Source organism: Maribacter thermophilus, from assembly GCF_001020565.1.
Lineage (GTDB): Bacteria > Bacteroidota > Bacteroidia > Flavobacteriales > Flavobacteriaceae > Maribacter > Maribacter thermophilus.
In genome coordinates, this window is sequence record NZ_LDAS01000001.1 from 1734156 (window position 1) to 1761076 (window position 26921).

Sequence of the window (26921 nt, forward strand, 5' to 3'; positions counted from 1 at the left end):
CGCTCCACCTATTTTATCCGAGTCTTATATTTTAGTATTCCGTTCAAGACTACTGTAATCAGTATAATTAAAGCACCCACATAAAACAAAGGGTTCATCTTTTCGTCGGCCCCAAAAATAAACCATGCCAGTACAATACCATATATAGGCTCTAGATTTGTCGTTAGCATTACTGTATAAGGGGTTAAAACGCGCATAACCTTTATAGAGGCTATAAAAGCATAGGAAGTGCAAACAAGCCCCAAAATCAATAAATAAAACCAATCGGCCATGTCAATTTCAAAAAAGTGCAAATCGAAATTAGTTCTATACCCCATAATCAATGACAAGAAGAGTACACCTATCCCCAACTCATAAAATGATATCACAGAGGGCCTATGATTTTTAACCAATTTTGCATTGATGAGGGAAAAAACAGCGGCCAAAAATGCGGATAACAATGCTACGACCATTCCTTCTTTATAGGTAGACTCTACCCTAAAAATGAGCATTAGCCCCATTATCACCGCTAATCCAAATAGAATTTCATAGGCGATCACTTTACGCTTAAACAACAACGGTTCTAACAAGGCGGTAAAAAAAGCTCCTGTGGACATCATGGCCAACGCAACCGAAACAGTAGCTATCTTAATTGCATAGAAAAACGTAACCCAATGCCCTGCAACCACAATACCGGCCAATACCAACCATAAAAAAGTTTTTTTATCAACCTTAAAACTAAAACCCGAAACAAGCATATAACCAAGAATCGCCAATGCAGCAATGGTCATTCGATACCAAACCAAGGGCAAGGAATCTATGGATATTAACTTACCTAAAATGGCCGTAAACCCCCAGATAAAAACTATAAAATGTAAATGGATTAGGTTTAACGTCCTATCTTTTTGCATTTTGTAAAAGATAAAAAGCCAAGATACCAAAGAGTACGTTTGGAATAATAACGGCCAACAAAGGAGAAAAACCGGATTGCTCTGCCAACGTACCAAAAACCTTGTCAAAAAAGATAAAAACAAAGGCCACCAATATACCAAAGGCAAGGTTCACTCCCATTCCTCCCCTTCTTTTTACAGAGGATACAGCTACGGCAATAATCGTTAAGATAAAGGCCGTCAACGGTAAGGCCCACCTTTTATATTTCACCAAAATATAGGTATTAATATTTGAAGCTCCCTTACGTTTTTGATCCGCAATAAACTTATCTAATTCGAACAAATTTTTGGTTTCCGCAACATAAGATACCGGAGTAAGATCATCTATCTTAAAAGAAAAGACGGTATCCAATCTTCTTTTTCTTTCTATGTGGGCCGAGTCGCCCACCATTTTACGTTTTACATACGAGGTTAACCTGTAATTGCTATCTTTCTCTACCCATCTTATGTTCTGTGCAGAAATCTTAAAATCCAACTTATTATTTTCGTTAAACCTTTCAAAGGTGAAATTATGCCCTAATTGCCTTGCCGGATCAAAACTACTTACGTAGATAAAATCGGTTTCGTTCAATTGGTTAAATATATTATTGGTGACCCTATCTTGCTTACCACGCTTTAAGTACTTGTATTTAAATTCGTTAAAACCAATACTTGCCTGTGGCACAATAAACATGGTCATAAAAAACATAATTATGGCAATAATGGTGGCCCCTATCAAATAGGGCCTTAAAAACCTTCCATAAGAGACCCCGGAACTTAAAATCGCAACAATCTCTGTATTATTGGCCAATTTTGAGGTAAAAAATATGACCGATAAAAAAAGAAAAATGGGAAATAAAAGACTGCCTATATATATCGTAAAGTTTAGATAATACACCAATATTTCATTTAAAGGTGCCTCATTATCTATCATCTTACCAATCTGTTCGGCGAGGTTTGCCATGATCCCTATGGGTATGAACAAGAGCAACATCACCGCAAAGGTGGTCAGATAACGCTTTAGTATATATTTATCTATAATTGTAAGCACTATAGTCTTTTATCCATTTGTTTTACCATACTGTTTTTCCAGGTATAAAAATCCCCCTCCAATATATGTTTTCTGGCTTCACGAACCAACCAAAGATAAAAACCTAGGTTGTGTATCGTTGCAATTTGTTTGCCCAAATACTCGTTGGCGGCAAATAAGTGCCTTAAATAAGCCTTGGAGTATTCCCTATCTACAAATGTAGTTCCCATTTCATCTATGGGAGAAAAATCATCTTCCCATTTTTTGTTCTTGATGTTTATGGTTCCGTGTGCCGTAAATAGCATTCCGTTTCTGGCATTTCTTGTAGGCATTACACAATCAAACATGTCTATACCCAAAGCAATGTTCTCCAATATATTAATGGGCGTACCCACTCCCATTAAATATCTTGGCTTGTCTTCGGGCAAAATATCGCACACCACCTCTGTCATGGCATACATTTCTTCTGCCGGTTCCCCAACAGAAAGCCCTCCAATAGCATTGCCTTCAGCTCCGGCATTGGCGATATACTCCGCAGATTGTTTTCTCAAATCTTTATAGGTAGACCCTTGTACTATTGGAAAAAAACTTTGGGAATAATCATAGGCGAAAGGTGTTTTTTTCAAGTGATCTATACATCTATCTAACCAACGGTGGGTCATATGCATAGATCTTTTAGCGTAGTTGTAATCACATGGGTACGGGGTACATTCATCAAAAGCCATAATAATATCGGCCCCTATCACCCTTTGAATTTCCATAACATTTTCGGGCGTAAACATATGCATGGAACCGTCTATATGCGATTTAAACTTGACTCCTTCCTCTTTTATCTTTCTGTTGGCCGATAAAGAATATACCTGATACCCGCCACTATCTGTCAAGATATTACGATCCCATCCCATAAACTTGTGCAGCCCACCTGCTTTATGAAGTATTTCGGTTTTTGGTCGTAAAAACAGATGGTAGGTATTTCCTAAAATAATATCAGGATCTATTTCTTCCCGTAATTCCTTTTGATGCACTCCTTTTACAGATGCCACGGTGCCAACAGGCATAAATATAGGTGTCTGTATCTTTCCATGATCTGTAACCATGGTACCTGCTCTTGCCTTGCTAAGCGTATCGGTTTTATGTAAAGTAAATTTCAATAGTCTAGAATAAAGTTGCAAAGATAATGAACTACTAGTCTATAAAACTTAATAAAAGTTAAAGATGCTTTTATGTTTCTACCAATAATAACGAACAATGTACATAGACCAAGAATTAACATTGATGTCCGTTTTATGAAACAATAAACGCGAACACCTACCGTTTTGATGGTATAACGAGTATTGAAATAATTGGTATTGTTCTTGATATCAGTTATTTCAATTAAAATAAAACTATATGAAAAAAGTACTTTTTCTCACTGTTATGTTATTGACAGGGTTATCAGCGATGGCCCAGAGTGAATCCGGATTCGGTATTAAAGCAGGTTTAAACTATAATGCCAATGGCGATTATTTTGAATCTGCAGGTGATGTTGCCCGTAACCCTGATAGAAATGTAGGCTACCATTTTGGTATTTTTGGTAAACTCGGTGTAGCAAAAATTTATGTGCGCCCAGAATTGGTCTATACAAAAACCAAATCTGATTACAATGGTGACGATTTTGACATGAGCAAACTAGACGCTCCTATTTTATTGGGTGTTAAAGTTATTGGCCCATTGCATGTTTTTGCCGGTCCTTCTTTTCAATATATATTGGATACCGAGTACGATGGTATTACGATAGACGATGTAGAAAACGATTTTACCGTTGGTATGAACATAGGTGCCGGGGTAAACCTTGGTAAATTAGGAATAGACCTACGTTACGAAAGAGGTTTTAGCGATAACGAAGCTACCTTTATCAATACGAACATTACTACGGTAGGCACCAGTAGAATAGACACTAGGCCTGATCAACTGATTTTAAGTTTATCCTTAAAAATATAGTTCGTCATAACCAACAAAAAACAAAAAAAGCTCTCATACTAAATGAGAGCTTTTTATTTTATAATGCCATACTATTATTATAAGTCATTATCCAAATGGTCTGGAACCCCATCACCATCGGTATCAATGAAGCCTACAAAATTACCGTCATCGTCCAATTCTATTTCCTCTATGGTAGGTATACCGTCCCCATCATCATCAGGGTCGTTATAGTTGGCCAAATACGATGTAAATTCGGTTTCTACATCCGTATTGTCGTTATTTAAATTACCATCTCCATCAACATCCTCCAAATAAGAAGGGATGCCATCACCGTCATAATCGGTATCTTTTTCATAGGCAAAAGCATCTACTTTAAAGATCAAGGGAGAATAAGAAGATATTACAGACCCCGAAGTATTATTAAAATAGGCCAAACCAGAAGGTATAAATATCGCCCCTACCCCATAACCTTCATAACTTACCGTACCGTCTCCATTTTCTATAGGCCCCATACCGGTTTGAAAGTATTCCATACCATTACCAAATCCTCTAACCACGGTAGAAAGATTGAATTGTACGGGCTGATTGGCTGAAGCATCGAACAACGTACCGTCTAAAAGCAACCCTTCATATCTTAAGTAGACATTATCACCAATGGTCGGTTTCCCTTCCTTAGCTCCTTGCCTAGCAATTAAATAATATAAGGTATGGTCGGCTTCTTCTTCGTCAGAGATACCAAAATCAGAAGATTTAACGGATATTACCTCTGAGCCTAACTCTATACCTTCAAGTTCATTACTGTCATATATAGAGACCTTGTCACTATTATCACCGGCAATAGTGTCAAAAACAACTTTGTAATCAAAATCGGCAGGGGGATTTTGAAAGTCCTCATAATTAAAAAAATGCGTTTTCAAAAAAGATACAATCTCCTCATCATCTTCCGCCGACACTTCAATAATAGATCTAGGCGGAACTACTTCTATTTCGTCATCATCATCATTTTTACATGACCATATGCAACCAATTGCCAGAGCTACACCAAAGATATTTTTCAATTTCATCAACAATATTTTAAGCTTGCAAGATACAATTTTCCCTTATTTTTGTGGAGTTAAGTTAACAAAGATTTTAGTTTGCCATGCGCATTGACAAATACTTATGGAGTACCCGTTATTTTAAAACTCGCAACCTTGCCACCACTGCGTGTAAAAAAGGGCATGTAAAGATCAATGACCAAGTGGCCAAACCTGGTCGGGAGGTTTTTCCTATGGATAAAATTGTAGTAAGAAAAAATCAAATCGACTATCAGTTTACGGTTTTGGACATACCCCCTAGCAGGGTCGGGGCCAAATTAGTGGATATCTACAGAAAGGATACCACACCAAAAGAAGCTTTTGAACATAGCGAACTTTTAAAGTTTTCCAAAGAATATTATAGAAAGAAAGGAACAGGACGCCCTACAAAAAAAGACCGGAGAGAAATAGACGATTATCTCGACACTCCTTTAGACGAAACGGATTAAGCACCATGCGGTCGATTTTAACACAAATCTACCCAGCAATACATAAAAATCATAAAAACATAGCTAACTTGTAAACTCGTAAAGAGTAATTTTGATTATGGAACAAAACATTCTTACCCACCAACAAATTCAGCACAAAATAGAACGTATCGCCTATCAGATCTATGAGGCCAACGTAACGGAAAAAGAGATCATAGTTGCAGGCATTGTGGGTGGCGGTCTTAATTTTGCTAAAAAAATAATAACCGTACTTAAAAAAATTACCCCGGCAGAAATTACCTTGTGCAAGGTAATGATGGATAAGTCCAACCCATTGGAAAGCGGGGTATCTACATCATTGCCCGAAGAAGATTACAAAAACAAATCAGTGGTTTTAGTAGATGATGTCCTAAATTCGGGTACCACGTTGATATACGGTGTACACCACTTTTTAAAAACTCCTTTAAAACAGCTTAAAACAGCTGTATTGGTAAACCGAAACCACAAAAAATATCCTGTTAAGGCCGATTTTAAGGGAATTTCACTTTCCACATCTTTGCAAGAGCACGTAAACGTACTGTTCGAGCCTAAAAAAAATCGCGTTTTCCTAGACTAAACGTTCTCTTATTTCTTGCGCTGCCGTTTCTGGGGTCTTATTTTTATTGTGTACTGTATGGTGTGCCTGATTATAGAAATAGCTCCTTTCAAAAAGATGTTTGGCTATAAACTCGGGAAGTTCGTTATTGCTCAAATTCGCAATTAAAGGTCTTTCCGCCTTTTGGTTCAAAAGTCTGGCCGTAAGATCCGCTATATCCGTTCTAATGTAAAAAGAGTTTTGGGTAGCCTCATTAATCTGCTGCATATTATTTCCAAAACAAGGTGTTCCCCCTCCAAGAGACAAAACAAAATTATTTTTTTTTGCTAAAATTTCGTTGAGGTAAAAATTTTCCTTTTTTCGAAAATACACCTCTCCCTTCTCTTTAAAGATACTTTTTACATCCTTTTTTTCGGCAGTTTCAATGTACTCATCCAAATCTAAAAAATTACATTTCAATTCTTTAGCCAAAATTTTTCCAATGGTGGTCTTACCACTGCCCATATATCCCAACAATACAATTTTCACCTCTGACATTTTCTGTAAAATTCAGCTAATTTGACCTGATTTCAAAAAAAAATAAATTTCTCACCAAATAGGCTTGTGAAATAAATAAATGGTTTTATATTTGCACCCGCAAACGGGAAAAGATTTGCACTGAAATTATGACCTGGTAGCTCAGTTGGTAGAGCATCTCCCTTTTAAGGAGAGGGTCCTGGGTTCGAGCCCCAGCCCGGTCACTTTCAAATACAAAAGCCTTGCTTATCTAAAGATAGACAAGGCTTTATTTTTTGTGTTGAAAAAGCATTCGGTAGAAACATTTTTGTAAGAGAGGTTTAGTTTAAAATTGGTTTTGGCAAACAGAAGACCAAAGAATGTTTTGAACAATAGATAAATAGGGTTCTTTTACACAGTTATAGATGATTTTTTCTTTGATTTAAAAGATACCTTTATATCTTTACCGACGCTAAAATAAAATTTGCCCACGTGGTGAAATTGGTAGACACGCTACCTTGAGGGGGTAGTGTTCGTAAGAACGTGCTAGTTCGAATCTAGTCGTGGGCACTTAAGGCCGGGTAATTTACCCGGCCTTTTTTTGTTTTTGAACAATTTAACTTCTTTTAAAGGCTTTGTTTCATCTTAAATCGTAAATTTGTTTAACTTTTTACATAAATAAATAAACAATGCCAAAAAAAGTATTTAGCATTAGGGACTTGGAAAACCTTTCAGGCATTAAAGCACACACCATTAGAATCTGGGAAAAAAGGTACAACCTTTTATCTCCCGAACGTACCGATACCAACATTAGAAACTATAGTATCGCCAGCTTACAAAAGCTCTTAAATGTAACATTACTATATCACAATGGTTACAAAATATCCAAAATAGCCAAAATACCAGAAGCAGAAATACCACTAAGAGTCAAAGAAGTGGTATCAAAAAAGAACAATAACTCCCATGTCTTAAATACGTTCAAATTGGCCATGGTCAACTTTGACCAAACACTTTTTTTTGAAACGTACAACAAATTGCTGAGCACCCGTAGTTTTAGAGAAGTATTCAAAGAAACATTTATTCCTTTGTTAAACGAAATTGGATTGTTGTGGCAGACAGATACCATAAGCCCCGCCCATGAGCATTTTATTACCGGCTTGATAAAACAGAAAATCTTAATCAACACAGAAAAAGTCCAACAACCCACCCCTACCAAGACCGACAAAGTATTTGTTTCGTTCTTACCAGAAAATGAAATTCATGAAATAGGCCTTCTATACCTTAATTATGAGATTTTATCAAAGGGTTACAAATGCGTTTACCTAGGGCAAACCGTACCGCTGGAAAACCTTGTAGATGTTATGAGATACTTTGAGAACATCTATTTCCTATCATACTTTACGGTAAAACCGGACAAAGACCACATTAACACATACATACGCAACTTTGAAAATATGGCCTCAAAATATTCAAATCCCAATTTTTGGATATTGGGCAGACAGGTAAAACATGTAGAGGTTTCAAAATTGCCCAACTATATAAAAACATTCACCTCTATAGACCAAGTGGTCAACGAACTATAAAGTCGCTTATGAACAAAAACGTTGTTATAATCGGTTCTGGTTTTTCTTCGTTATCCGCATCTTGCTATTTGGCAAAAGCAGGCTACGAGGTAGCCATCTACGAAAAAAACGACGTTATCGGTGGTAGGGCATCTCAATTGACCAAAGACGGATTCACGTTCGACATGGGACCCAGTTGGTACTGGATGCCCGATATTTTTGACAAGTTTTTTAATGATTTCGACAAAAGCACATCTGACTATTATACCTTGGACAAGCTGAGTCCGGCCTATAAAATTTTCTTTTCCGACGATGTCATTACCATTGGGGACTCTATGGACAAAATATGTACGGAATTTGAACGGATTGAAAAAGGAAGCGCCTCCAAACTCAGAAAATTTATTTCCGAAGCCCAAGAAAACTACGATATTGCCATTAACAAGATTGTGCTTAGACCAGGACTCTCACCGTTTGAATTGGTCACCAAAGAAACCATATTAAAAGTAGACCAGTTTTTTAAAACCATCAGTAACGTTGTTAGGAAAAAGTTTAACAACCCAAAATTAATCGCCACCTTAGAGTTTCCCGTTCTTTTTCTTGGTGCAAAGGCAAGCAACACCCCTTCATTTTATAGCTTTATGAATTTCGCTGACTTTGGCCTTGGCACGTGGCACCCAAAGGGCGGTATGTACCAAGTTATTAAAGCTATGGCATCTTTGGCTACAGAACTCGGAGTCAAAATACACACCAATAGCCCTGTCGATAAGATTTTGGTAAAAAACAACAAGAGCGTAGGCATCATCTGCAATGAAAAAACCATTACATGCGATATTGTTCTTAGCGGTGCCGACTACCATCATTCAGAGAGTCTTTTGGACAAAGACCACAGACAATACCCTGAATCGTATTGGAACAAAAAAACCTTCGCCCCCTCATCACTTCTTTTCTATATCGGGTTTAACAAAAAGTTGAAAAACATAGAACACCACAATCTTTTCTTTGACACGGATTTTGATACCCACTCAAAAGAAATATACGATACCCCCCAATGGCCTTCCGCCCCACTTTTCTACGCCAATTTTCCATCCATAAGCGATAAGGGAATGGCTCCGGAAAACTGTGAGACAGGTTTTTTTCTGGTCCCCATTGCCCCTAATCTCAAAGATACTCCCCAACTACGGGAGCAATATTTTAATATTATCATGGATAGGTTTGAACTTAGAACAGGCCAAGAGATCAAAAACAATATCTTATTTAAGGAAACCTTTTGTGTAAACGATTTTAAAGAGCGGTACAACTCATACAAGGGAAATGCCTACGGCATGGCAAATACCCTTTCGCAAACCGCCTTTTTAAGACCTAGACTTAAAAGTAAAAAAGTAAAGCACTTGTTCTTTACAGGTCAGCTTACGGTGCCTGGCCCCGGTGTTCCCCCTTCTTTGATCTCTGGAAAACTAGTTTCTGAACTTATCATAAAAAATACCTAACTTATAGCTATGAAACCAACATTTGACAAGGTATCGTATCAATGCAGCAAAATAGTTACCGAAAACTATAGCACTTCCTTTGCCTTGGCAACTAAAATGCTTCATAGCTCCATAAGGGGCGATATATACAACATTTATGGTTTTGTGCGGTTTGCGGACGAAATCGTGGACACTTTTCATGAATACGATAAGCATCTACTCTTTAATAAATTCGAAGAAGATCTTGAAGCAGCATTGATCAATAGAATCAGCTTAAACCCCATTTTAAATTCATTTCAGCATACTTTTCACAAGTATCGCATTCCAAAACACTTAGTCTCCTCTTTTATGAAAAGCATGAGGACAGACCTAACCAAGACTATTTACAAGACAAATGAAGAATATAAAGAGTACATCTATGGTTCTGCGGACGTTGTAGGCCTAATGTGCCTAAAAGTTTTTGTAAAGGGCTCTGACGAACTATATGACAACCTTAAAGAGTCGGCAATGGCCTTGGGGTCGGCATTTCAAAAAGTAAATTTCCTCAGGGATGTAAAAACCGATTTTGAAGAACTAAATAGGTCTTATTTTCCCAACACAGATCTTTCTGCCCTCAACGAAAGCTCTAAAACCGCAATTGTAAATGAAATCAAGGCCGATTTTAAACTAGGTTACTCTGGCATCATAAAACTACCTATAGAAGCCAAATTTGGGGTTTTTACAGCTTACCGATATTATTATCGCCTATTAAAAAAACTACAGAACACCCCTTCTTTGGATATTAAAAGTGCTCGTATAAGAGTACCCAACTATGAAAAGTTTAGCCTTTTGGCACGGTCTTATGTAAAATACAAAATGAATTTAGTCTAAATGAATGTTATAATCTGGATATCGATTTTTTTAGGCACCTTCCTTTTTATGGAATTCATGGCCTGGTTTACCCATAAATATATTATGCATGGTTTTTTATGGAGCCTACATAAAGATCATCACCAAAAAGACCATGATTCTTGGTTCGAAAGAAATGACGCCTTTTTTATTTTTTATGCCATTGTAAGTATGGTGCTATTTTATTTGGGAAGCACCGGTTACTGGTATGGATGGCCATTAGGTCTTGGAATTTTAGCCTATGGTATCGCCTATTTTTTAGTTCATGATATTTTTATTCACCAAAGGTTTAAACTATTTAGAAATGCCAATCATTGGTATGCAAAAGGAGTTAGAAGAGCCCACAAGATGCACCATAAACATTTAGGCAAAAAAGACGGGGAATGTTTTGGGATGTTAATGGTTCCCTTTAAATACTTTAAAAAGTAAAACTACAAGCCCTACTCTTCCAGTAAGCTTTGAATTAAACGATCGGTCTTTGAGTTGTCCCAATCGGCAACTGCATTTTGATGGACCACCACATAACCGTTCTTATCCAAAATATAAGATCCTGGCGGCTTTAAAATACCCAGGGGACTCCTCTCGCCAATAATTTGATAGGTAACCGGAAATGTATACCCTTCTTTTTCCATAAACAATTCTACAGGCGCCCGCTCCTCATTGGTTATGATATAAAAATTTACCCTTCCCTTATACTTATCGTATAAATATTGAATGTCTTTCAATTGCGCTTGCGACGGTAAATGCCATGAAGTCCAGAAAGAGATAAAAACCACCTTGCCCCTAGCCTCTTCAAAATTAAACTGATTCCATTTTTCATCTTTCAATTTCCAATCGTAATCCGATATTTTACCCCTATTCTCCTTACTGATAATGGTAGGGGCGGTTGCCAACCATCTATTCAATAAAATTTTGCTGTAGTCACCTAGAGGGGTCACGAAAAAAGATAAAACAAAAGCGATTATTAAAAGCGTATAAACAGTTTGTCTCTTCATTTTTAAAATGTAGTACCCAAAACTAAAAAACTCCCGAATATTATCGGGAGTTTTCTTTACTTATTTTGCTTTATATGTTAAGCAGCGTTTTCCTTTTTGATTACATTCAATGCAGAACCTTCCCTAAACCAGCCAATCTGAGCTTCGTTATAGGTATGGTTCGCCATAATGGTATCTTTACTGCCATCTGCATGAACAACCTCAATAGTTAAAGGCTTGTCGGGTGCAAAATCTGCAATATCCAAGAAGTTAAAGGTATCATCTTCTTGAATTAGGTCATAATCGTTCTCATTGGCGAACGTTAACCCTAACATACCTTGTTTCTTCAAATTAGTTTCATGGATACGAGCAAAAGACTTGACCAAGACAGCGGCAACACCTAAATGTCTAGGTTGCATAGCGGCATGTTCTCTAGAGGAGCCTTCTCCATAGTTATGATCACCCACAACGATAGATTTTATTCCTTTGGCCTTATATGCCCTTTGCGTATCTGGCACACCTTCATATTCACCTGTCAATTGGTTTTTTACCAAATTTGTCTTTTTGTTAAAAGCATTGACAGCACCTATAAGGGTATTGTTGGCAATGTTGTCCAAATGCCCTCTAAAACGCAACCAAGGTCCGGCCATAGAAATATGGTCGGTAGTACATTTACCATAGGCCTTGATCAATAATTTAACACCTTGCAACTCTTCGTTCTTAATAGGTACAAAGGGCTCTAGCAATTGTAGTCTTTCCGACTCCGGACTAACGACAACTTCAACTCCAGAACCATCTTCTATAGGTGCCAAATAACCGGCATCCTCTACTTCAAAACCTTTTGGAGGCAATTCCCATCCTGTTGGTTCATCGAATTTTACTTCTTGACCGTCTTCATTGATCAAAGTGTCCTCCATAGGATTAAAATCCAATCGGCCCGCAATTGCAATGGCCGCGGTAATTTCTGGAGATGCCACAAAAGCGTGTGTATTAGGGTTGCCATCCGCACGTTTGGCAAAGTTTCTGTTAAAAGAATGTACTATACTGTTCTTAGGTGCATTTTTGGGATCACTATATCTTGCCCATTGCCCGATACATGGTCCACATGCATTTGTAAATATTTTGGCATCCAATTTTTCGAATATACCCAAAATACCATCTCTCTCCGCAGTGTAACGTACTTGCTCAGAACCAGGGTTGATTCCTAATTCCGCTTTTATTTTCAATCCTTTGTCCAAGGCTTGCTGTGCAATCGAGGAAGCCCTTGATAAATCTTCATAAGAAGAGTTGGTACAAGAACCGATCAGACCCCACTCAACTTGCATAGGCCATTCGTTCTCGGTTGCCTTTTTTGTCATATCCTTTCCTACGGGAGTAGATAGATCCGGAGTAAAAGGTCCGTTTAAAAGCGGTGTAAGTTTAGAAAGGTCAATATCGATCACTTGATCAAAATATTTCTCTGGATCTGCATACACTTCGGCATCCGCAGTCAAATGTTCCTTAACGGCATTGGCCGCATCGGCAACATCTGCCCTATCGGTAGCCCTAAGGTACCTTTCCATAGATTCGTCATATCCAAAGGTAGAAGTGGTAGCTCCTATCTCAGCCCCCATATTACATATGGTACCTTTACCCGTACATGACAAAGCTTTGGCCCCAGGACCAAAATATTCTACGATAGCACCTGTACCACCTTTTACGGTCAATATTTCGGCTACTTTTAAGATTACATCTTTTGGAGCGGTCCAACCAGAAATTTTACCGGTCAATCTTACCCCTATCAATTTTGGAAACTTCAGCTCCCAAGCCATACCTGCCATTACATCTACGGCATCGGCCCCACCGACACCAATAGCCACCATTCCCAATCCACCGGCGTTTACGGTGTGAGAATCGGTACCGATCATCATTCCACCAGGAAAAGCATAATTCTCCAAAACAACTTGGTGAATAATACCGGCTCCCGGTTTCCAAAAACCTATACCATATTTATTGGACACGGATTCTAGAAAGTCAAATACTTCCGCACTGGTACTGTTCGCAGACTTTAAATCGGCCGCAGCACCACTTTTAGCCTGAATCAAATGGTCGCAGTGTACCGTTGTAGGTACGGCCACTTTTGGCTTACCTGCTTGCATAAATTGAAGCAATGCCATTTGTGCCGTTGCATCTTGACATGCAATACGATCCGGAGCAAAATCAACATAATCCTTACCTCTTGTAAATACCTTCGTCGGGCTACCGTCCCAAAGATGTGAATACAAAATCTTCTCCGAAAGGGTCAGCGGTCTCCCCACTAGTTCACGAGCTTTATCCACCCGTTCGGCCATATTGGCGTACACCCCTTTAATCATATCAATATCGAATGCCATTATTTATTTATTTTAAGGTTAAAGCAATTCCGTAAAATTAAGAAAATCTATGGGGCAATTAAAATTTAAGTCACAGGATTAATAGCTTTTTTGCCAATCCATGTAATTTACCCCCCTAAGTTTAAAAAAAGAACACCAAAAAAGAGCCTCATTACGACCATATATCAGGCGGCACCGCACTAAATATTAAAGTAACTTACCTATAATAGCCTCTTCCGAAATGCCCTCGGCTTCGGCTTTGTAGTTTTTGATTATACGATGCTTCAATATACCATAGGCAACTTTCTGAACATCTTCTATGTCGGGAGAGTATTTTCCGTTGACCGCTGCATGAGCCTTTGCAGCCAATATAAGGTTTTGCGATGCTCTTGGGCCAGCCCCCCAATCAACGTATTGCTTTACATAATCGGATGCCGTTTCTAAATTTGGCCGGGTACCGTTGACCAGGTTTACGGCGTACTCTACCACATTATCGGGCACTGGCACCCTTCTGACCAACTGCTGTACATTAAGAATTTCCTCAGCATTAAACTGGGGTCTCACCTGTACTTTTGAAGTAGAGGTCGTATTTTTTACTATCTGTATTTCTTCTTTTACCGTAGGGTATTTTAACTCTATCGCAAACATAAAACGATCCAACTGCGCTTCTGGCAATGGGTATGTTCCTTCTTGCTCAATAGGGTTTTGGGTTGCCAATACAAAATAGGGCAACTCTAATTTATACTGCTGCCCGGCAATGGTAACGGCTCTTTCTTGCATGGCCTCTAACAACGCTGCCTGGGTTTTTGGCGGTGTTCTGTTTATCTCATCGGCCAAAATAATATTCGAGAATATGGGGCCTTTAATAAATTTGAAATTTCTGTTCTGATCTAGAACCTCACTACCCAAAATATCACTGGGCATTAAATCCGGGGTAAACTGTATGCGCTTAAAATCTAAGCCAAGCGCCTGGGCTATAGTATTTACCATTAAGGTTTTTGCGAGACCGGGAACACCTATCAAAAGGGAATGCCCGCCCGTATAAATAGAAAGCAGAATTTGATCAACAACATTGTCTTGGCCAACGATAATCTTGGCTATTTCACTTTTAAGTGCGTTGTGCTTCTGTACCAGAAGTTTGACCGCTTCAACATCAGACATACCTATTCTTTTACCCAGTTATTAGCAAAATCGCATTCTCTATTCGCCTCGTTTACACTTACGTAGGTATCCTCGATGTGTTCGTCCATCCATTTTTTAATGGCCTTGTACTGCTTTTCCGTAAGGGCCAACTCCTGTATTTTGGTATAATCCTTTGCAAAATCGGCTACATGTTCATCATAGCGATTGGTTACCTGAAGTATCTTATATTTTGAAGCCCCCCCTCTGGGATCTTCTTCCAATATTGGATAAGAAATTTCATTGTCCTTTAGATTTCTTACTTGATTGTAGAGTGTTGGATCCATTTTTGTCAACTCAAAACGAGAACTAAAGTCTTTTGGGTTTCTTAAAAGCCCCCCGTCGAATTTGGTTTCCTTTTCATCTGAAAAATTTAGTGCTGCTTCGGCAAAGGTAAATTCACCATCCATAATTTTCTTTCGAATGGTATCCAACTCCCTCTTCGCCTCGTCCAATGCTTCTTGGGATATTTCTGGCTGCATTAAAATATGCCTTAGATCCAGCTCTTGCCCCCTAATTTTTTCAATATATATGATGTGATACCCAAAAATGGTCTCAAAAGGTTCTGAGACCTCTCCTTCCCTTAAACTAAAGGCCACATCCTTAAATGTTTTATCAAAACCGGTATCCTTGGTGATACTATAAAATCCACCTTTGGACTTTGAACCTGGATCTTGTGAATACAATATCGCCTTTACACTAAAACTTGCATCGTTATCCTCTACATCAGCTTTAATCTGGTTCAGTTTATCTATAACCTTTTGCTTTTCGGCCTCTGTTGGTTTAGGTGCCTTTACAATTTGGGCAATTTCCAATTCCGCACCAAATACAGGACGTTCGTCCTCTGGTATTTTATTAAAGAACTGACGAACCTCCTCTGGCGTTATTTCTATATCGGCAATAATATCTTGCTGCATTTTCTCGGAAAGCATTCTAAGCTTGTTGATCTTGAACAACTCTTCCCTAAAACTCTGCTCATCCTCCTTTTTGTAATACTTCAGCACTTTTTCTATGGACCCTATTTGCTGTACTAAGGACTGAAGTTGTCTATCTCCTACGGCATTCACCTCATCGTCGGACACCAATATACTATCCTGAACAGCTTGGTGCGCATACAACCTATCTTCCATTAATTTGCCCAAAAGACTACAACGGGTAATATCTTCTGTAGATGCGCCTTGGCTTTTTAAATCGATCAAGGTCTTTTCAATGTCTGATTCCAATATTACGTAATCACCTACCACTGCGGCAATACCGTCCAATTTTAGTTTTTTAAAATTGTTTGTAGAGTCCTTTTTGGTTTCAACAGTGGCTTCTGCAACGCTATCCATTGCTTCTGCCTGTTGGTCTACTACCTCTGTATTGACATCTTGCGCGTAAAGAGCCCCACAACTTATGCTTAACAATAACACATAACCGGCTCTATTTATCGTTTGTAAAAACTTCAAATTCTTTCTTTTTAATTGCTTCATCTATGATTTCAGTTTCTAATTTGCGCAGGTAGTCCATTTTTCTGCGGCTTAATAAAACTTGTTTTATGGTAGGCGCTATATAGGAAAGTGGGGCAATATCGTTCACCTCCTTTACTTCCTCTATTTTTCCCAAATATACCCCGATTGAATCCTCTAATTCAAAAAATTGTGATTTTTTTAAGTATCTATCCTGATTATCAAAGGTTATGGGAGGTATCTCTTCAAAAATCCTAGAGCTACTTACCCAGATAGAATCGTTGAAATTTAGCTTTTTGAACTGCACCCCAATAGAGTCGAGATAAACCAAATCCTCTTTTTCAAAGCTTTTAAGTCTTTTTGTAACTTCTTCCCTATTTAAAAAGTTTGTAGGCAACTCTATAAAACGAATACGTACAATACGTTCTTTTAGTTTAAAGTTCTCTTTCTGTTCCTCATAGAATTTTTGCAACTGGTTTTCTGTCACCACCGAATCCGCACCTTGTGAAACCAATGCCTCTTTATAGGCCCTGGTATACAGATCTGTACGGTACGCATCTACAAGAGCATTGAACTCTTTAAGTTTTTCTTCCGGCAGATTAATTTTTGATTTGGATAACAACAATTGCTTTGATGCCCAATTATTTATGTAATTGGCAACAAAAGAGGCACTATCCCCTTTAGACATACCCTCTGTAATCAACGGGGCAACATCTTCTTTATAAAGGTATGTCTCCCCGACCCGCGCCAAAGGTTCTTTTTCCTCTTTCTTTTTAAAATACGAGCTACAGGATAAAAATATAGAGCACAACAAGATAGCCCCCATAAAAAGAACCGATCTATATTTTGTTATTTGAGACATAAACATCGTGCAAAAATAGCAATTAGATCATCCTGTACAAACGGTGGCGGTTTTAGTTAACACAATTTTAGGTGTCCAAATTTTAAATTATCTTTCTGGGGTGAACCATAAACATGTACATCCATTTAATAAATCTCGTGTAATATGTATGGTTCTCTTAAAATCAAAGATTAATTTTGGCTGATAAAACCCTTTCATTTTGAATAGAAAAATAAAACTTATTTGGGATTTTAGAGGTCCGGAATCCTTAAAAACAGCGGAGCACCACGAAATACATTTAAAGGAATTTATCGCAATCGAAAAATTAAACCTTACCATTACCGGTTTCTCCAAGATAAACGAATTGCACAGTATTGCCTATATGGTTGTAGAGGAACCCAATATGATTCCAGTGAGAGATGCCTTAAAACCTCATAGAGGAGAAATTTATGAAGAAAACTAGACACTCCTGTTTTAAACATATTCTTCTATTGCCCATGACAATGGGACTTATTTTTTCTTGTAAGGGAGAACAGGAAAACCCAAACCTACTGCAAGAAGCCCTGTCTTCCCAGAATGAAAAAATAGCTAGGGTAATGGATAGTCTGGACACCTATGAAGTTCAAATAAGATATACCAAAATAGACAGAAGAAATGACAGTTTGCTTCTCACCGATTATGATTTTCAGGTAAACGATCATAATTATTTTTATCCTGCCAGTACTGTGAAGTTTCCTATTGCCGTTTTGGCCTTGGAAAGACTCAACCAAACAGATACCTTAGATAGGGACGTAAAGTATTTTGTAGAAGGAGACTCCATAGAGTCTACATTTGCGAAAGATATCTCTCAAATTTTTGCGGTAAGCGACAACCTAGCAAACAACCGCTTGTTTGAATTGCTGGGGCAAGACGCCATTAACCGATCACTACAGCTCAAGGGAGTCGGCCCCGTTCGCATATCGCACAGGCTTGGGCACCATAGTGAAGATTTAAGGACCAAGCCCCTGATCATATACCTCAACGACAGCACTATTGGCATTACCGACCCCAGTATAAATACCGCTCCAAAACCTTTAGCGCTAAACAAAATAGAAAAAGGAAAAGGTTATTTTGAAGACGAAGAACTTATAGACGCCCCTTTTAATTTTTCATTAAAAAACTACTACCCCATAACCTCGCAACACGAGGTACTTAAACGGGTAATTTTCCCAGAACTATTCGCCAAAGAAAAAAGGTTCGACATTTCTAAGGAACAGGCTTCTTTTTTATTAAATACCATGCGAACCCTTCCCCGTAATGCCGGGTACGATCCCAACGAATACTACGATGGCTATTGTAAGTTTTTTATGTTCGGCGATAATAAGAACACCATACCCGACCATCTTGAGATATACAACAAGGTAGGTTTTGCCTATGGTACGCTAACCGACTGCGCATATATAAAAGACACCAAAAACAATATAGATTTTTTATTGACCGCCACTATTCTAGTAAACAAGAATGGTATCTTTAACGATGATATTTATGAATATGAAGAAATAGGGCTGCCATTTTTAGCGGAATTGGGCAGAGAGATCTACAGACTTGAATTAGAAAGACAAAACGACTAGATATAGCATTATAATCTATGCCGAAGCAAATGAAGGAAACCAGAATAAATAAATACTTAAGCGAAGCAGGTTACTGCTCTAGAAGAGCTGCCGACAAACTTATAGAACAAGGTAGGGTCACCATTAACGGAAAAGTACCAGAGATGGGAACCAAAATCGTTGAAGGCGACTTGGTACAAGTGGACGGCGAGACGGTTTCAAAACCTAAAAAAGAATCGGTCTATATTGCTTTTAACAAACCTGTGGGCATTGTCTGCACTACGGACACAGGGGTAGAAAAAGACAATATTATTGATTTTATAAATTATCCGGAAAGAATATTTCCGATAGGCAGATTGGACAAGCCCAGCGAAGGCCTGATTTTTTTGACCAACGACGGCGATATAGTCAACAAAATATTACGGGCCCGAAACAACCATGAAAAGGAATATCTGGTAACCGTGGACAAACCCATAACCCCCATCTTCTTAAAAAAAATGAGAGCGGGCGTTCCTATTTTGGATACGGTTACCCGTAAATGCGAAGTAGCACAAGTAAGTAAATATCAATTTAGGATAATATTGACACAGGGTCTAAATAGACAAATAAGGAGAATGTGCGAATACTTGGATTACAGGGTGAAAAAATTAAAAAGAATCCGAATAATGAACGTACATCTAGACATACCCGTAGGAAAATGGAGAGATCTTACGTCTCAAGAGCTGAAAGAAATAAATAGATTGGTGAGCAACTCCACAAAAACGGATGACTAGGCAAAATAACACCTCAAAAACTAACACTGCCGCATCCTCCTATTTATAGGCAATTGCCAAAAACCCTACAATAAGAGACACCTTTTTTGCCCCCTATTGTTAAATTAGTAAAAAGAACATTTTTTACTATGTGGTTCATAATAGGTCTTTTTACGGTTTTTATTCTTATTGGGATTGCACTTTCTATAATGTTCGTCATAAAAAAGAAAGGGGATGTAGTCGCAAACAGGTTTTTAGCAGCATATACATTTTTGTTTTCTTTTGAATTACTGAACAATGTCTTAAGATGGTCAGGTGTATTGGAAACCGAACCTTTCGTTCATTTTAATTTAGTACACTTTCCCGTTTGGGCCATTTATGGTCCTTTGGTATACATGTATATAAGACGTGTTACCAAAAAAGTCACCTTTAAGATTACTGATTTAGTTTTTCTTATCCCCTTTCTTCTAATATTTGGAGCGCTTTCACCTTTTTATTTTTTACCTACGGATGAAAAACTACAGCTTGTAGAAGCAGGTACGGTATTCCAACATGTTCCCTGGCCTTCGTACGGAATTTGGTTGGTAATATTACTAATGTCTTTTTACGCTGTATTTTCGTTTCAAAGTTTTAGAAAAAATAGAAAGCTTGGGTATCGAGAAAATGTTTGGCTTAAATGGTTCGTTGGCTCTTATGCCGGATTTGTATTCATGTTCTCACTATACATATTTCTGGTCCGATTTAATATTATGGACCCAAAATATGATTATTTCGTAGATATAGTCATCGTAGGTTTTATAGGACTACTGGCCTTTTTCGGTTTTGTACAGCCCGATGTTTTTGAAGGTAAAAACCTTAGAGAGGTACTACCTTTCATAAAATATAGAAAAAGCGGTATTTCACCGGCCCTCTCCCTAGAGATGAAAGAAAAGCTGGTGGAAATAATGCAAAATCAAAAGCCATATCTGGATAACGAACTACGATTGGATGACCTTAGCCTACTTTTAAATCTTTCTAGAAACCAGACCTCACAGATAATCAACGAACATTTTAACCTATCCTTTTTTGATTTTGTGAACAGATACAGGATCATGGAAGCCAAAAACATGCTAATAGATTACGAGAACAAGCAATTGACCATGTCGCAATTGGCATTTGAGGTCGGATTTAACAGTAAGGCCTCTTTTTATAGAGCATTTAAAAAATTTACGAACTACAACCCATCAGAATACCTAAAAATTTCAAAGGCATCCTAAAGAGGGTTTAGAGGTATCTATAATTATTAATCAATAAAATTAACAGTATATCAACCTAAAAATCACTAACTTAGAAATAAAAGGAATCTTAAATCAACAAAAATCACAGATATGAAACGGAAAGCACTTACACTAGACAAAAATTCCCTGTTTCGTATTCTTCTTTTATCGGTTTTGGCCATTGTCATCAACAATATTACACTTTACGCCCAAGAAGATAAATACAAAGAATACTTAGGGGAGGTATTTGACCAGCAAACCAAAAAACCTTTGGTATTTGCCACCCTTACTTTAGAAGGCACAAACATTAGCACCATTACCAACACAGAGGGCGCCTTTTTATTAAAAGTACCCGAAGAAAACGCGGGCAACAATGTTATTATCTCATTTTTAGGTTATCAAACCCTGTCACTCCCACTGTCCAACTTTTCCGAAGACAAAAACAAGATAGGTATGAAAGAACTTATTACCGAGCTTCCAGAAGTAAGCCTAATAGTACCCAGAGATGCCGCCAGACTGGTGAGGGAAACACTTAAAAAGAGAGGTGAGAACTATATAGATCATCCAACGGTAATGACCGCCTTTTATAGGGAAACCATAAAGAAAAGAAGAAAAAACGTAAGCTTGTCAGAGGCTGTTGTAAATATTTACAAAGCCCCTTATTCAAATGACCGAACCGATGCCCTAAAACTGTTCAAGGCCAGAAAAAGTACCGATTATAGTAAACTGGACACCGTAGCACTGAAATTGCAAGGGGGGCCTTTTAACGCGCTATTTGTTGATATGGTAAAATACCCGAATTACATTTTTTCAGACAACTATTTTGAACACTATAATTTTTCTTTTGTCAACTCTACACGCGTGGGAGACAAATTAATTTATGTTATAAAATTTGAACAAAAACCCGAAATCATAGACCCGTTATACACCGGAAAACTATATATAGATGCGGAAAATAAAATTCTGACCAGTGCCATTTACTCACTTAACATCACCAATAAGGACCTGGCCTCTAAAATGTTCGTAAGAAAAAAACCGAAAAATGCAGAGGTTTGGCCAACAGAAGTAGCCTATAGGGTAGATTACAGGGAAAAAGATGGTAAATGGTATTATGGGTACAGCAATGTTCTCTTAGAATTTAAGGTAGACTGGGACAAGAGACTGTTTAACTCTGTATACAGCATGAGTTGTGAAATGGCCATAACCGATTGGGAAAGAAATACAGACAACACGATCCCAAAATACAAAGACCGTGTAAAATCGGATATTATTCTGAGTGATGAGGCCATTGGTTTTGCTGACCCCGATTTTTGGGGAGAATACAATATTATTGAACCCGAAAAATCAATAGAATCGGCAATTAAAAAAATCCAAAGACAGCTCAGAAGAGGAAAAATTAACGGTGCAGGCAACGGTACCACGGCCAGATAGCACAGACTTGGTATAACTAAAAATCCCATTTCTAAATGAAATGGGATTTTTGTTTTTATATCACAGACAGTTCAACAAAAAAATAAGAACAAAATTAAGTAAAAACCTTAATTGGCCACTTCACTTATAAATTTAAGACGGTACAACCTTAGTTCCTCATCTTCATAATCTCCATCAAATTCTTTCATGGCCTCTTCCAAATTATCAGTTTCGGCCTCCAGAAAATAATCGTGTATCTCTTCTTGTTGGTCCTCATCCAAAACCTCATCTATCCAATAATCGAGGTTCAGTTTAGTTCCGCTAAATACGATTTGCTCCATTTCTTTAATAAGCTCGGGAATTTCCAACCCTTTGGCCGAAGCAATGTCATCTAAAGGCAATTTTCTATCTACGTTTTGAATAATGTATAATTTTAAGGCAGAATTTGCCCCTGTACTTTTAACCACAAGGTCATCGGGTCTTACAATCTCATTTTCCTCTACATATGTTCTTATGAAGTTAACAAAAGGGGTGCCGTATTTTTTGGCTTTACCCTCACCAACACCATGTACATTAAGCAATTCTTCTAGAGATATTGGGTATTTGAGCGCCATGTCTTCTAACGACGGATCTTGGAAGACCACAAAAGGAGGCACCTTAAGCTTATTGGCCTGCGCCTTTCTCAAATCCTTTAACTGCTTCAACAATTTTTCATCGGCAACACCTCCCGATTTTGAAGCTCCAACAATAGCATTGTCATTTTCTTCATTGTATACATGGTCTTTCGTCATCATAAACGAAGTAGGATTCTCTAAAAATACCAGCCCCTTTTCTGTAAGATGCAATACTCCGTATTGCTCTATTTCCTTTTTTAGCAGACCGGCCACAAGGGTTTGTCTGATCAATGCCATCCAATGGCCTTTATCCTTATCAGAACCAATTCCAAAAAAATCTTTTTCGTTTGTTTTATGAGAACTGATAATTGCGTTGTTCTTACCTCTCAGGGCATTTACAATTTCTTTGGATTTAAATTTTTCGCTGGTTCCCTGAACAACCTTTAAAAGTTTTACCACATCGTCCTTGGCCTCTACCTTTTCTTTTGGATTTCTGGTGTTATCGTCCATATCGGCACCTTCACCATTTACCTCGTCGAATTCCTCGCCAAAATAGTGGAGCATAAATTTTCTTCTGGACATAGAGGTCTCGGCATACGCAACCACCTCTTGCAACAATGCATTACCTATTTCTTGTTCGGCAACAGGTTTACCGGACATAAATTTCTCTAGCTTCTCTATATCTTTGTACGAGTAGAACGCCAAACAATGGCCTTCTCCCCCATCTCTTCCGGCACGTCCGGTTTCTTGGTAATAACTTTCGATACTTTTCGGAATATCGTGATGGATCACATACCTAACATCCGGTTTGTCTATACCCATACCAAAAGCGATGGTAGCCACTACAACATCTACGTCCTCCATTAAGAACATATCTTGATACTTAGACCGTGTTTTGGCATCGAAACCGGCATGATAAGGTACCGCACTAATCCCGTTAACCTGCAAGACCTGGGCCAGTTCCTCGACTTTTTTCCTGCTTAAACAATAAATGATCCCCGATTTACCGGCATTCTGTTTTACAAAACGAATAATATCGGCATCTACATTTTCGGTCTTTGTACGAACCTCGTAAAATAGGTTAGGTCTGTTAAAAGATGCTTTAAAAAGTTTGGCATCGTTGATACCAAGGTTCTTAATTATGTCTTCTTGCACCTTAGGGGTAGCCGTGGCCGTTAATCCGATCATAGGAATGTTCTCTCCCAATCTGGCCACAATAGACCTTAAGTTTCTGTACTCTGGCCTAAAATCATGTCCCCATTCAGAAATACAATGGGCCTCATCTACCGCCACGAAAGAAATTTTCACCGAACGCAAAAACTCAACATTCTCCTCTTTGGTCAGTGATTCGGGGGCAACGTACAGTAGTTTGGTAACGCCATCTACTATATCTTGTTTTACCTGTTTTACTTCCGTTTTGTTAAGCGAAGAATTTAACACATGGGCTATACCCGTCTGTGAAGACACCCCTCGTATGGCATCTACCTGGTTCTTCATCAGGGCAATTAATGGCGAAACCACGATTGCCGTACCTTCTTGCATTAATGCAGGAAGCTGATAGCAAAGCGATTTGCCCCCTCCTGTGGGCATGATCACAAAAGTATTTTTCCCTTGTAAAATATTCTTAATAACGTCCTCCTGTAGCCCCTTGAATTGTGAAAATCCAAAATATTTCTTTAACGAGGCATGTATATCAATCTCACTCAATTTTATAAAGTATATCAAATTTTCAAGGTCACCGCAATTATAATTCGCTTTTAACCTATATCAAAATCAAATCTCAAAAATCTATAACGTACAACCAAATTATTATCTGATAGAGATCCTATAAAATTAAGTTTACGTAATTTTGCAATCTTAAAGATAACACATTCTTTTAGGAATACCATTGATAAAATTGAATAATACATTGACACCGGACAGCACTATACTGGACTTGGCTAGAAGAACGATTGAAAAAGAGCGGGATGCCATTGGGCATCTTACAACACTTTTGAACGAAGACTTCTCCAGAATCGTTAATTGCATTCTAGAATCAAAGGGCAGAGTTGTTATTTCGGGAATTGGAAAAAGTGCCATTATAGCTTCTAAAATAGTAGCTACGCTCAATTCTACCGGAACACCTGCTATTTTTATGCATGCGGCCGATGCCATACATGGCGACCTGGGAACAATTCAGGACAATGATATAGTCATATGTATTTCTAAAAGTGGCAACACCCCGGAAATAAAAATGTTGGTTCCCCTTATAAAAAGAGGAAAAAACATTCTAATAGGTATGACGGGCAATACCGATTCTTTTTTGGCCAAACAAGCAGACCACGTTTTAAATACTTTTGTGGAAAAGGAGGCTTGCCCAAATGGCCTGGCCCCTACCACCAGTACCACCGCACAACTGGTTATGGGTGATGCACTGGCCATTGTTCTTCTAGAGCTAAGAGGCTTCAGCAGTGCCGATTTCGCAAAGTTTCATCCTGGTGGCACACTCGGCAAAAGACTTTACCTTAGAGTATCTGACATAGCCAAGAACAATCAAATTCCACAGGTTCAGTTAAACACGGAAGTAAAACAAGTAATTGTAGAGATTTCTAAAAAAATGTTAGGCGTCACTGCCGTCTTGGACAAAAACAAAGTGGTTGGCATTATAACCGACGGCGATATTCGAAGAATGTTGAACAACCACGACAATATAAAAGGGTTGACGGCCGCCGATATAATGTCTAAGAACCCAAAGACCATCGAAATGGATACCTTGGCCATTAAGGCCCTGGAACTAATGCAACAAAAAGGAATTTCACAGTTATTGGCCCTTCAAGATGGTGAATACGCTGGTGTAATCCACTTACATAACCTTATAAACGAAGGTATTATATAATGGCAGACAAAAGCACAACCTCCCCGAACGAGATGTCGTTTTTAGACCATCTTGAAGAATTAAGATGGCATTTGATACGATCTACAATTGCCGTTGTCCTTATAGGAATAGTGGCTTTTGTTTTTAGTCGTTTTATTTTTGACGTTATCATATTTGGACCGTCACAGATGGATTTCCCTACCTACGAATTTTTCTGTAGGGCGGCAAATTTTATAAACATTGAATCGGATTTTTGTAAAGACAAATTACCCTTTACCATTCAGAGTAGAACTATGTCGGGGCAATTTTCGGCAGATATCTGGACTGCTATTTGGGTAGGAATTATTGTTGGGTTTCCTTACGTATTGTATGAACTGTGGAAATTTATTAGCCCTGGCCTTTATGAAAAAGAACGTAAACACTCTAAAGGATTCATTTTAATAGCATCCCTTTTGTTCTTTTTAGGTGTTCTTTTCGGATATTATATTGTGGCTCCGTTATCCATTAACTTTTTGGGTACTTACCAAGTAAGTGAAATGGTCTTGAACGAGTTTGACCTAGACTCTTATATAGGTACCGTTAGATCGGCCGTACTTGCATGTGGTGTTCTTTTCGAATTACCGATCATCATCTTCTTTTTGACCAAAGTAGGCTTGGTGACACCCGAAATAATGAAAAAGTACAGAAAAATTGCCCTAGTGGTAGTATTGATTCTTTCCGCCGTAATTACACCTCCTGATGTAGCGAGTCAAATTATAGTGGCAATACCCGTCCTAATCCTATACCAAGTAAGTATCTATATTTCTGGAAGAGTGTTAAAAAGAGAAGCCAAAAAAGAAGCTAAAAAAGCAAAAGCAAATGTCAAACGCAGTTGAGGAATTTAACGCCTATCGTTCTAAAATGAACGATAAAATATTGGCGGACAACAACAAGATAATAAAACGTATTTTTAATTTGGATACGAACGCTTTCACGGCGGGCGCTTTGGATGTTAAGACCAAAGAACTTTTAGGCTTGGTCGCCTCTACCGTTTTGCGTTGCGACGACTGCGTTAAATACCACCTAGAGAGCTGCTACAAAGAAGGCCTCACCAAAGAAGAAGTGATGGAAACACTTAGTATTGCTACTCTAATAGGAGGTACCATCGTAATTCCACACTTAAGACGGGCTTACGAGTACTGGGAAACATTGGAAACGACCCAAGGTTAAATTAGTGCTAAATCCTTTTGTTGGAAGTGAATAT

General features: G+C 38.2%; 26 protein-coding genes and 2 tRNA genes. 17 read left to right on the forward strand and 11 right to left on the reverse strand.

The window, feature by feature from the left end:
* Positions 1–8: 8 nt before the first annotated feature.
* From AB657_RS07445 to tgt, 3 genes are read right to left on the reverse strand one after another with little or no spacing between them, the layout of a single operon-like run.
* Positions 9–890 (reverse strand): DMT family transporter, encoded by an 882-nt coding sequence (locus AB657_RS07445; protein WP_047245916.1) that lies wholly within the window; start codon positions 888–890, stop codon positions 9–11.
* Positions 877–1959, reverse strand: a complete 1083-nt coding sequence (locus AB657_RS07450) for an LptF/LptG family permease (RefSeq protein ID WP_084696397.1) — start codon at positions 1957–1959, stop codon at positions 877–879. The genes AB657_RS07445 and AB657_RS07450 overlap by 14 nt, the downstream gene beginning before the upstream one ends.
* Entirely contained in the window at positions 1959–3089 is a 1131-nt protein-coding gene (gene tgt, locus AB657_RS07455) for a tRNA guanosine(34) transglycosylase Tgt (RefSeq protein WP_047245918.1), read from the reverse strand. Before tgt ends, AB657_RS07450 begins: the two co-directional genes overlap by 1 nt.
* A 238-nt stretch (positions 3090–3327) precedes the next feature.
* On the opposite strand from tgt, the gene AB657_RS07460 reads away from it, so the two are divergent.
* A complete protein-coding gene (locus AB657_RS07460; protein WP_047245919.1) occupies positions 3328–3918 on the forward strand; it encodes an outer membrane beta-barrel protein in 591 nt (196 codons plus the stop codon).
* A 77-nt stretch (positions 3919–3995) separates the two neighbouring features.
* Here the strand turns inward: AB657_RS07460 and AB657_RS07465 are convergent, their stop codons facing one another.
* Positions 3996–4964 (reverse strand): FKBP-type peptidyl-prolyl cis-trans isomerase, encoded by a 969-nt coding sequence (locus AB657_RS07465; protein ID WP_047245920.1) that lies wholly within the window; start codon positions 4962–4964, stop codon positions 3996–3998.
* Between the two features lie 77 nt (positions 4965–5041).
* Here AB657_RS07465 and AB657_RS07470 point away from each other — a divergent pair, with 77 nt between their 5' ends.
* Together AB657_RS07470 and AB657_RS07475 are read left to right on the forward strand one after the other, a co-directional pair.
* A complete protein-coding gene (locus tag AB657_RS07470) occupies positions 5042–5425 on the forward strand; it encodes an RNA-binding S4 domain-containing protein (protein WP_047245921.1) in 384 nt (127 codons plus the stop codon).
* 97 nt (positions 5426–5522) lie between these two features.
* On the forward strand, positions 5523–6020 hold the full coding sequence (locus tag AB657_RS07475; protein WP_047245922.1) for a phosphoribosyltransferase domain-containing protein: 498 nt from the start codon (positions 5523–5525) through the stop codon (positions 6018–6020).
* On the opposite strand, the gene AB657_RS07480 is transcribed toward AB657_RS07475, so the two are convergent.
* Complete coding sequence (locus tag AB657_RS07480; RefSeq protein WP_316933212.1) at positions 6012–6536, reverse strand: shikimate kinase; 525 nt, start codon at positions 6534–6536, stop codon at positions 6012–6014. The genes AB657_RS07475 and AB657_RS07480 overlap by 9 nt on opposite strands.
* Before the next feature lie 130 nt (positions 6537–6666).
* Here AB657_RS07480 and AB657_RS07485 point away from each other — a divergent pair.
* From AB657_RS07485 to AB657_RS07510, 6 genes are all read left to right on the forward strand, one after another.
* Positions 6667–6739 (forward strand) — tRNA-Lys (locus AB657_RS07485).
* Positions 6740–6980: 241 nt separating this feature from the next.
* Positions 6981–7064, forward strand: a tRNA-Leu gene (locus AB657_RS07490).
* Between the two features lie 119 nt (positions 7065–7183).
* Entirely contained in the window at positions 7184–8077 is an 894-nt protein-coding gene (locus AB657_RS07495) for a MerR family transcriptional regulator (RefSeq protein ID WP_047245923.1), read from the forward strand.
* A gap of 8 nt (positions 8078–8085) precedes the next feature.
* Positions 8086–9543: a phytoene desaturase family protein gene (locus tag AB657_RS07500; RefSeq protein ID WP_047245924.1), complete on the forward strand. Its 1458-nt coding sequence runs from the start codon at positions 8086–8088 to the stop codon at positions 9541–9543.
* Between the two features lie 9 nt (positions 9544–9552).
* On the forward strand, positions 9553–10392 hold the full coding sequence (locus AB657_RS07505) for a phytoene/squalene synthase family protein (RefSeq protein WP_047245925.1): 840 nt from the start codon (positions 9553–9555) through the stop codon (positions 10390–10392).
* On the forward strand, positions 10393–10839 hold the full coding sequence (locus AB657_RS07510; protein ID WP_047245926.1) for a sterol desaturase family protein: 447 nt from the start codon (positions 10393–10395) through the stop codon (positions 10837–10839).
* A gap of 11 nt (positions 10840–10850) precedes the next feature.
* On the opposite strand, the gene AB657_RS07515 is transcribed toward AB657_RS07510, so the two are convergent.
* The 5 genes from AB657_RS07515 to AB657_RS07535 form a co-directional block, all read right to left on the reverse strand.
* Positions 10851–11405 (reverse strand): TlpA family protein disulfide reductase, encoded by a 555-nt coding sequence (locus AB657_RS07515; protein ID WP_047245927.1) that lies wholly within the window; start codon positions 11403–11405, stop codon positions 10851–10853.
* A 77-nt stretch (positions 11406–11482) separates the two neighbouring features.
* Complete coding sequence (locus AB657_RS07520; RefSeq protein ID WP_047245928.1) at positions 11483–13756, reverse strand: aconitate hydratase; 2274 nt, start codon at positions 13754–13756, stop codon at positions 11483–11485.
* Between the two features lie 186 nt (positions 13757–13942).
* Positions 13943–14896 (reverse strand): AAA family ATPase, encoded by a 954-nt coding sequence (locus AB657_RS07525; RefSeq protein WP_047245929.1) that lies wholly within the window; start codon positions 14894–14896, stop codon positions 13943–13945.
* Between the two features lie 2 nt (positions 14897–14898).
* Positions 14899–16245, reverse strand: coding sequence for a peptidylprolyl isomerase (locus AB657_RS07530; protein ID WP_157491820.1), 1347 nt, complete (start codon positions 16243–16245; stop codon positions 14899–14901).
* A gap of 91 nt (positions 16246–16336) precedes the next feature.
* Positions 16337–17224 carry a peptidyl-prolyl cis-trans isomerase gene (locus AB657_RS07535; protein ID WP_232304856.1) on the reverse strand — a complete coding sequence of 296 codons (888 nt, stop codon included), beginning with the start codon at positions 17222–17224 and terminating at the stop codon, positions 16337–16339.
* Positions 17225–17423: 199 nt separating this feature from the next.
* Here AB657_RS07535 and AB657_RS07540 point away from each other — a divergent pair, with 199 nt between their 5' ends.
* The 5 genes from AB657_RS07540 to AB657_RS07560 all read left to right on the forward strand — a co-directional run bounded on the left by AB657_RS07540 (position 17424) and on the right by AB657_RS07560 (position 22231).
* Positions 17424–17666 (forward strand): hypothetical protein, encoded by a 243-nt coding sequence (locus tag AB657_RS07540; protein WP_047245931.1) that lies wholly within the window; start codon positions 17424–17426, stop codon positions 17664–17666.
* A complete protein-coding gene (locus AB657_RS07545) occupies positions 17653–18813 on the forward strand; it encodes a serine hydrolase (RefSeq protein WP_084696399.1) in 1161 nt (386 codons plus the stop codon). The genes AB657_RS07540 and AB657_RS07545 overlap by 14 nt, the downstream gene beginning before the upstream one ends.
* A gap of 29 nt (positions 18814–18842) precedes the next feature.
* Positions 18843–19565 carry a 23S rRNA pseudouridine(2604) synthase RluF gene (rluF, locus tag AB657_RS07550; RefSeq protein WP_047245933.1) on the forward strand — a complete coding sequence of 241 codons (723 nt, stop codon included), beginning with the start codon at positions 18843–18845 and terminating at the stop codon, positions 19563–19565.
* A 128-nt stretch (positions 19566–19693) separates the two neighbouring features.
* Positions 19694–20800 carry a helix-turn-helix domain-containing protein gene (locus tag AB657_RS07555; protein WP_047245934.1) on the forward strand — a complete coding sequence of 369 codons (1107 nt, stop codon included), beginning with the start codon at positions 19694–19696 and terminating at the stop codon, positions 20798–20800.
* A gap of 111 nt (positions 20801–20911) precedes the next feature.
* Complete coding sequence (locus AB657_RS07560) at positions 20912–22231, forward strand: carboxypeptidase-like regulatory domain-containing protein (protein ID WP_047245935.1); 1320 nt, start codon at positions 20912–20914, stop codon at positions 22229–22231.
* Between the two features lie 107 nt (positions 22232–22338).
* Here the strand turns inward: AB657_RS07560 and recQ are convergent, their stop codons facing one another.
* A complete protein-coding gene (gene recQ / locus AB657_RS07565; RefSeq protein WP_047247871.1) occupies positions 22339–24537 on the reverse strand; it encodes a DNA helicase RecQ in 2199 nt (732 codons plus the stop codon).
* A gap of 184 nt (positions 24538–24721) precedes the next feature.
* Here recQ and AB657_RS07570 point away from each other — a divergent pair, with 184 nt between their 5' ends.
* The 3 genes from AB657_RS07570 to AB657_RS07580 are packed head-to-tail and all read left to right on the forward strand — an operon-like array spanning position 24722 to position 26887.
* Positions 24722–25699 (forward strand): KpsF/GutQ family sugar-phosphate isomerase, encoded by a 978-nt coding sequence (locus AB657_RS07570; RefSeq protein WP_394332522.1) that lies wholly within the window; start codon positions 24722–24724, stop codon positions 25697–25699.
* Entirely contained in the window at positions 25699–26553 is an 855-nt protein-coding gene (gene tatC, locus AB657_RS07575) for a twin-arginine translocase subunit TatC (RefSeq protein WP_047245936.1), read from the forward strand. Before AB657_RS07570 ends, tatC begins: the two co-directional genes overlap by 1 nt.
* Entirely contained in the window at positions 26537–26887 is a 351-nt protein-coding gene (locus tag AB657_RS07580) for a carboxymuconolactone decarboxylase family protein (RefSeq protein WP_047245937.1), read from the forward strand. The genes tatC and AB657_RS07580 overlap by 17 nt, the downstream gene beginning before the upstream one ends.
* Positions 26888–26921: the final 34 nt, after the last annotated feature.

Bases quoted from the DNA above. Each gene is read 5' to 3' on its own strand.
- rluF (WP_047245933.1), top strand. From the start codon at position 18,843: ATGAAGGAAACCAGAATAAATAAATACTTAAGCGAAGCAGGTTACTGC.
- AB657_RS07445 (WP_047245916.1), bottom strand. From the start codon at position 890: ATGCAAAAAGATAGGACGTTAAACCTAATCCATTTACATTTTATAGTT.
- AB657_RS07500 (WP_047245924.1), top strand. From the start codon at position 8,086: ATGAACAAAAACGTTGTTATAATCGGTTCTGGTTTTTCTTCGTTATCC.
- tatC (WP_047245936.1), top strand. From the start codon at position 25,699: ATGGCAGACAAAAGCACAACCTCCCCGAACGAGATGTCGTTTTTAGAC.
- AB657_RS07495 (WP_047245923.1), top strand. From the start codon at position 7,184: ATGCCAAAAAAAGTATTTAGCATTAGGGACTTGGAAAACCTTTCAGGC.
- AB657_RS07465 (WP_047245920.1), bottom strand. From the start codon at position 4,964: ATGAAATTGAAAAATATCTTTGGTGTAGCTCTGGCAATTGGTTGCATA.
- AB657_RS07560 (WP_047245935.1), top strand. From the start codon at position 20,912: ATGAAACGGAAAGCACTTACACTAGACAAAAATTCCCTGTTTCGTATT.
- AB657_RS07475 (WP_047245922.1), top strand. From the start codon at position 5,523: ATGGAACAAAACATTCTTACCCACCAACAAATTCAGCACAAAATAGAA.
- AB657_RS07470 (WP_047245921.1), top strand. From the start codon at position 5,042: ATGCGCATTGACAAATACTTATGGAGTACCCGTTATTTTAAAACTCGC.
- AB657_RS07555 (WP_047245934.1), top strand. From the start codon at position 19,694: ATGTGGTTCATAATAGGTCTTTTTACGGTTTTTATTCTTATTGGGATT.
- AB657_RS07480 (WP_316933212.1), bottom strand. From the start codon at position 6,536: ATGTCAGAGGTGAAAATTGTATTGTTGGGATATATGGGCAGTGGTAAG.
- AB657_RS07580 (WP_047245937.1), top strand. From the start codon at position 26,537: ATGTCAAACGCAGTTGAGGAATTTAACGCCTATCGTTCTAAAATGAAC.
- AB657_RS07530 (WP_157491820.1), bottom strand. From the start codon at position 16,245: ATGGATAGCGTTGCAGAAGCCACTGTTGAAACCAAAAAGGACTCTACA.
- AB657_RS07525 (WP_047245929.1), bottom strand. From the start codon at position 14,896: ATGTCTGATGTTGAAGCGGTCAAACTTCTGGTACAGAAGCACAACGCA.
- AB657_RS07505 (WP_047245925.1), top strand. From the start codon at position 9,553: ATGAAACCAACATTTGACAAGGTATCGTATCAATGCAGCAAAATAGTT.
- AB657_RS07460 (WP_047245919.1), top strand. From the start codon at position 3,328: ATGAAAAAAGTACTTTTTCTCACTGTTATGTTATTGACAGGGTTATCA.
- AB657_RS07535 (WP_232304856.1), bottom strand. From the start codon at position 17,224: ATGTCTCAAATAACAAAATATAGATCGGTTCTTTTTATGGGGGCTATC.
- AB657_RS07520 (WP_047245928.1), bottom strand. From the start codon at position 13,756: ATGGCATTCGATATTGATATGATTAAAGGGGTGTACGCCAATATGGCC.
- AB657_RS07515 (WP_047245927.1), bottom strand. From the start codon at position 11,405: ATGAAGAGACAAACTGTTTATACGCTTTTAATAATCGCTTTTGTTTTA.
- AB657_RS07545 (WP_084696399.1), top strand. From the start codon at position 17,653: ATGAAGAAAACTAGACACTCCTGTTTTAAACATATTCTTCTATTGCCC.
- AB657_RS07510 (WP_047245926.1), top strand. From the start codon at position 10,393: ATGAATGTTATAATCTGGATATCGATTTTTTTAGGCACCTTCCTTTTT.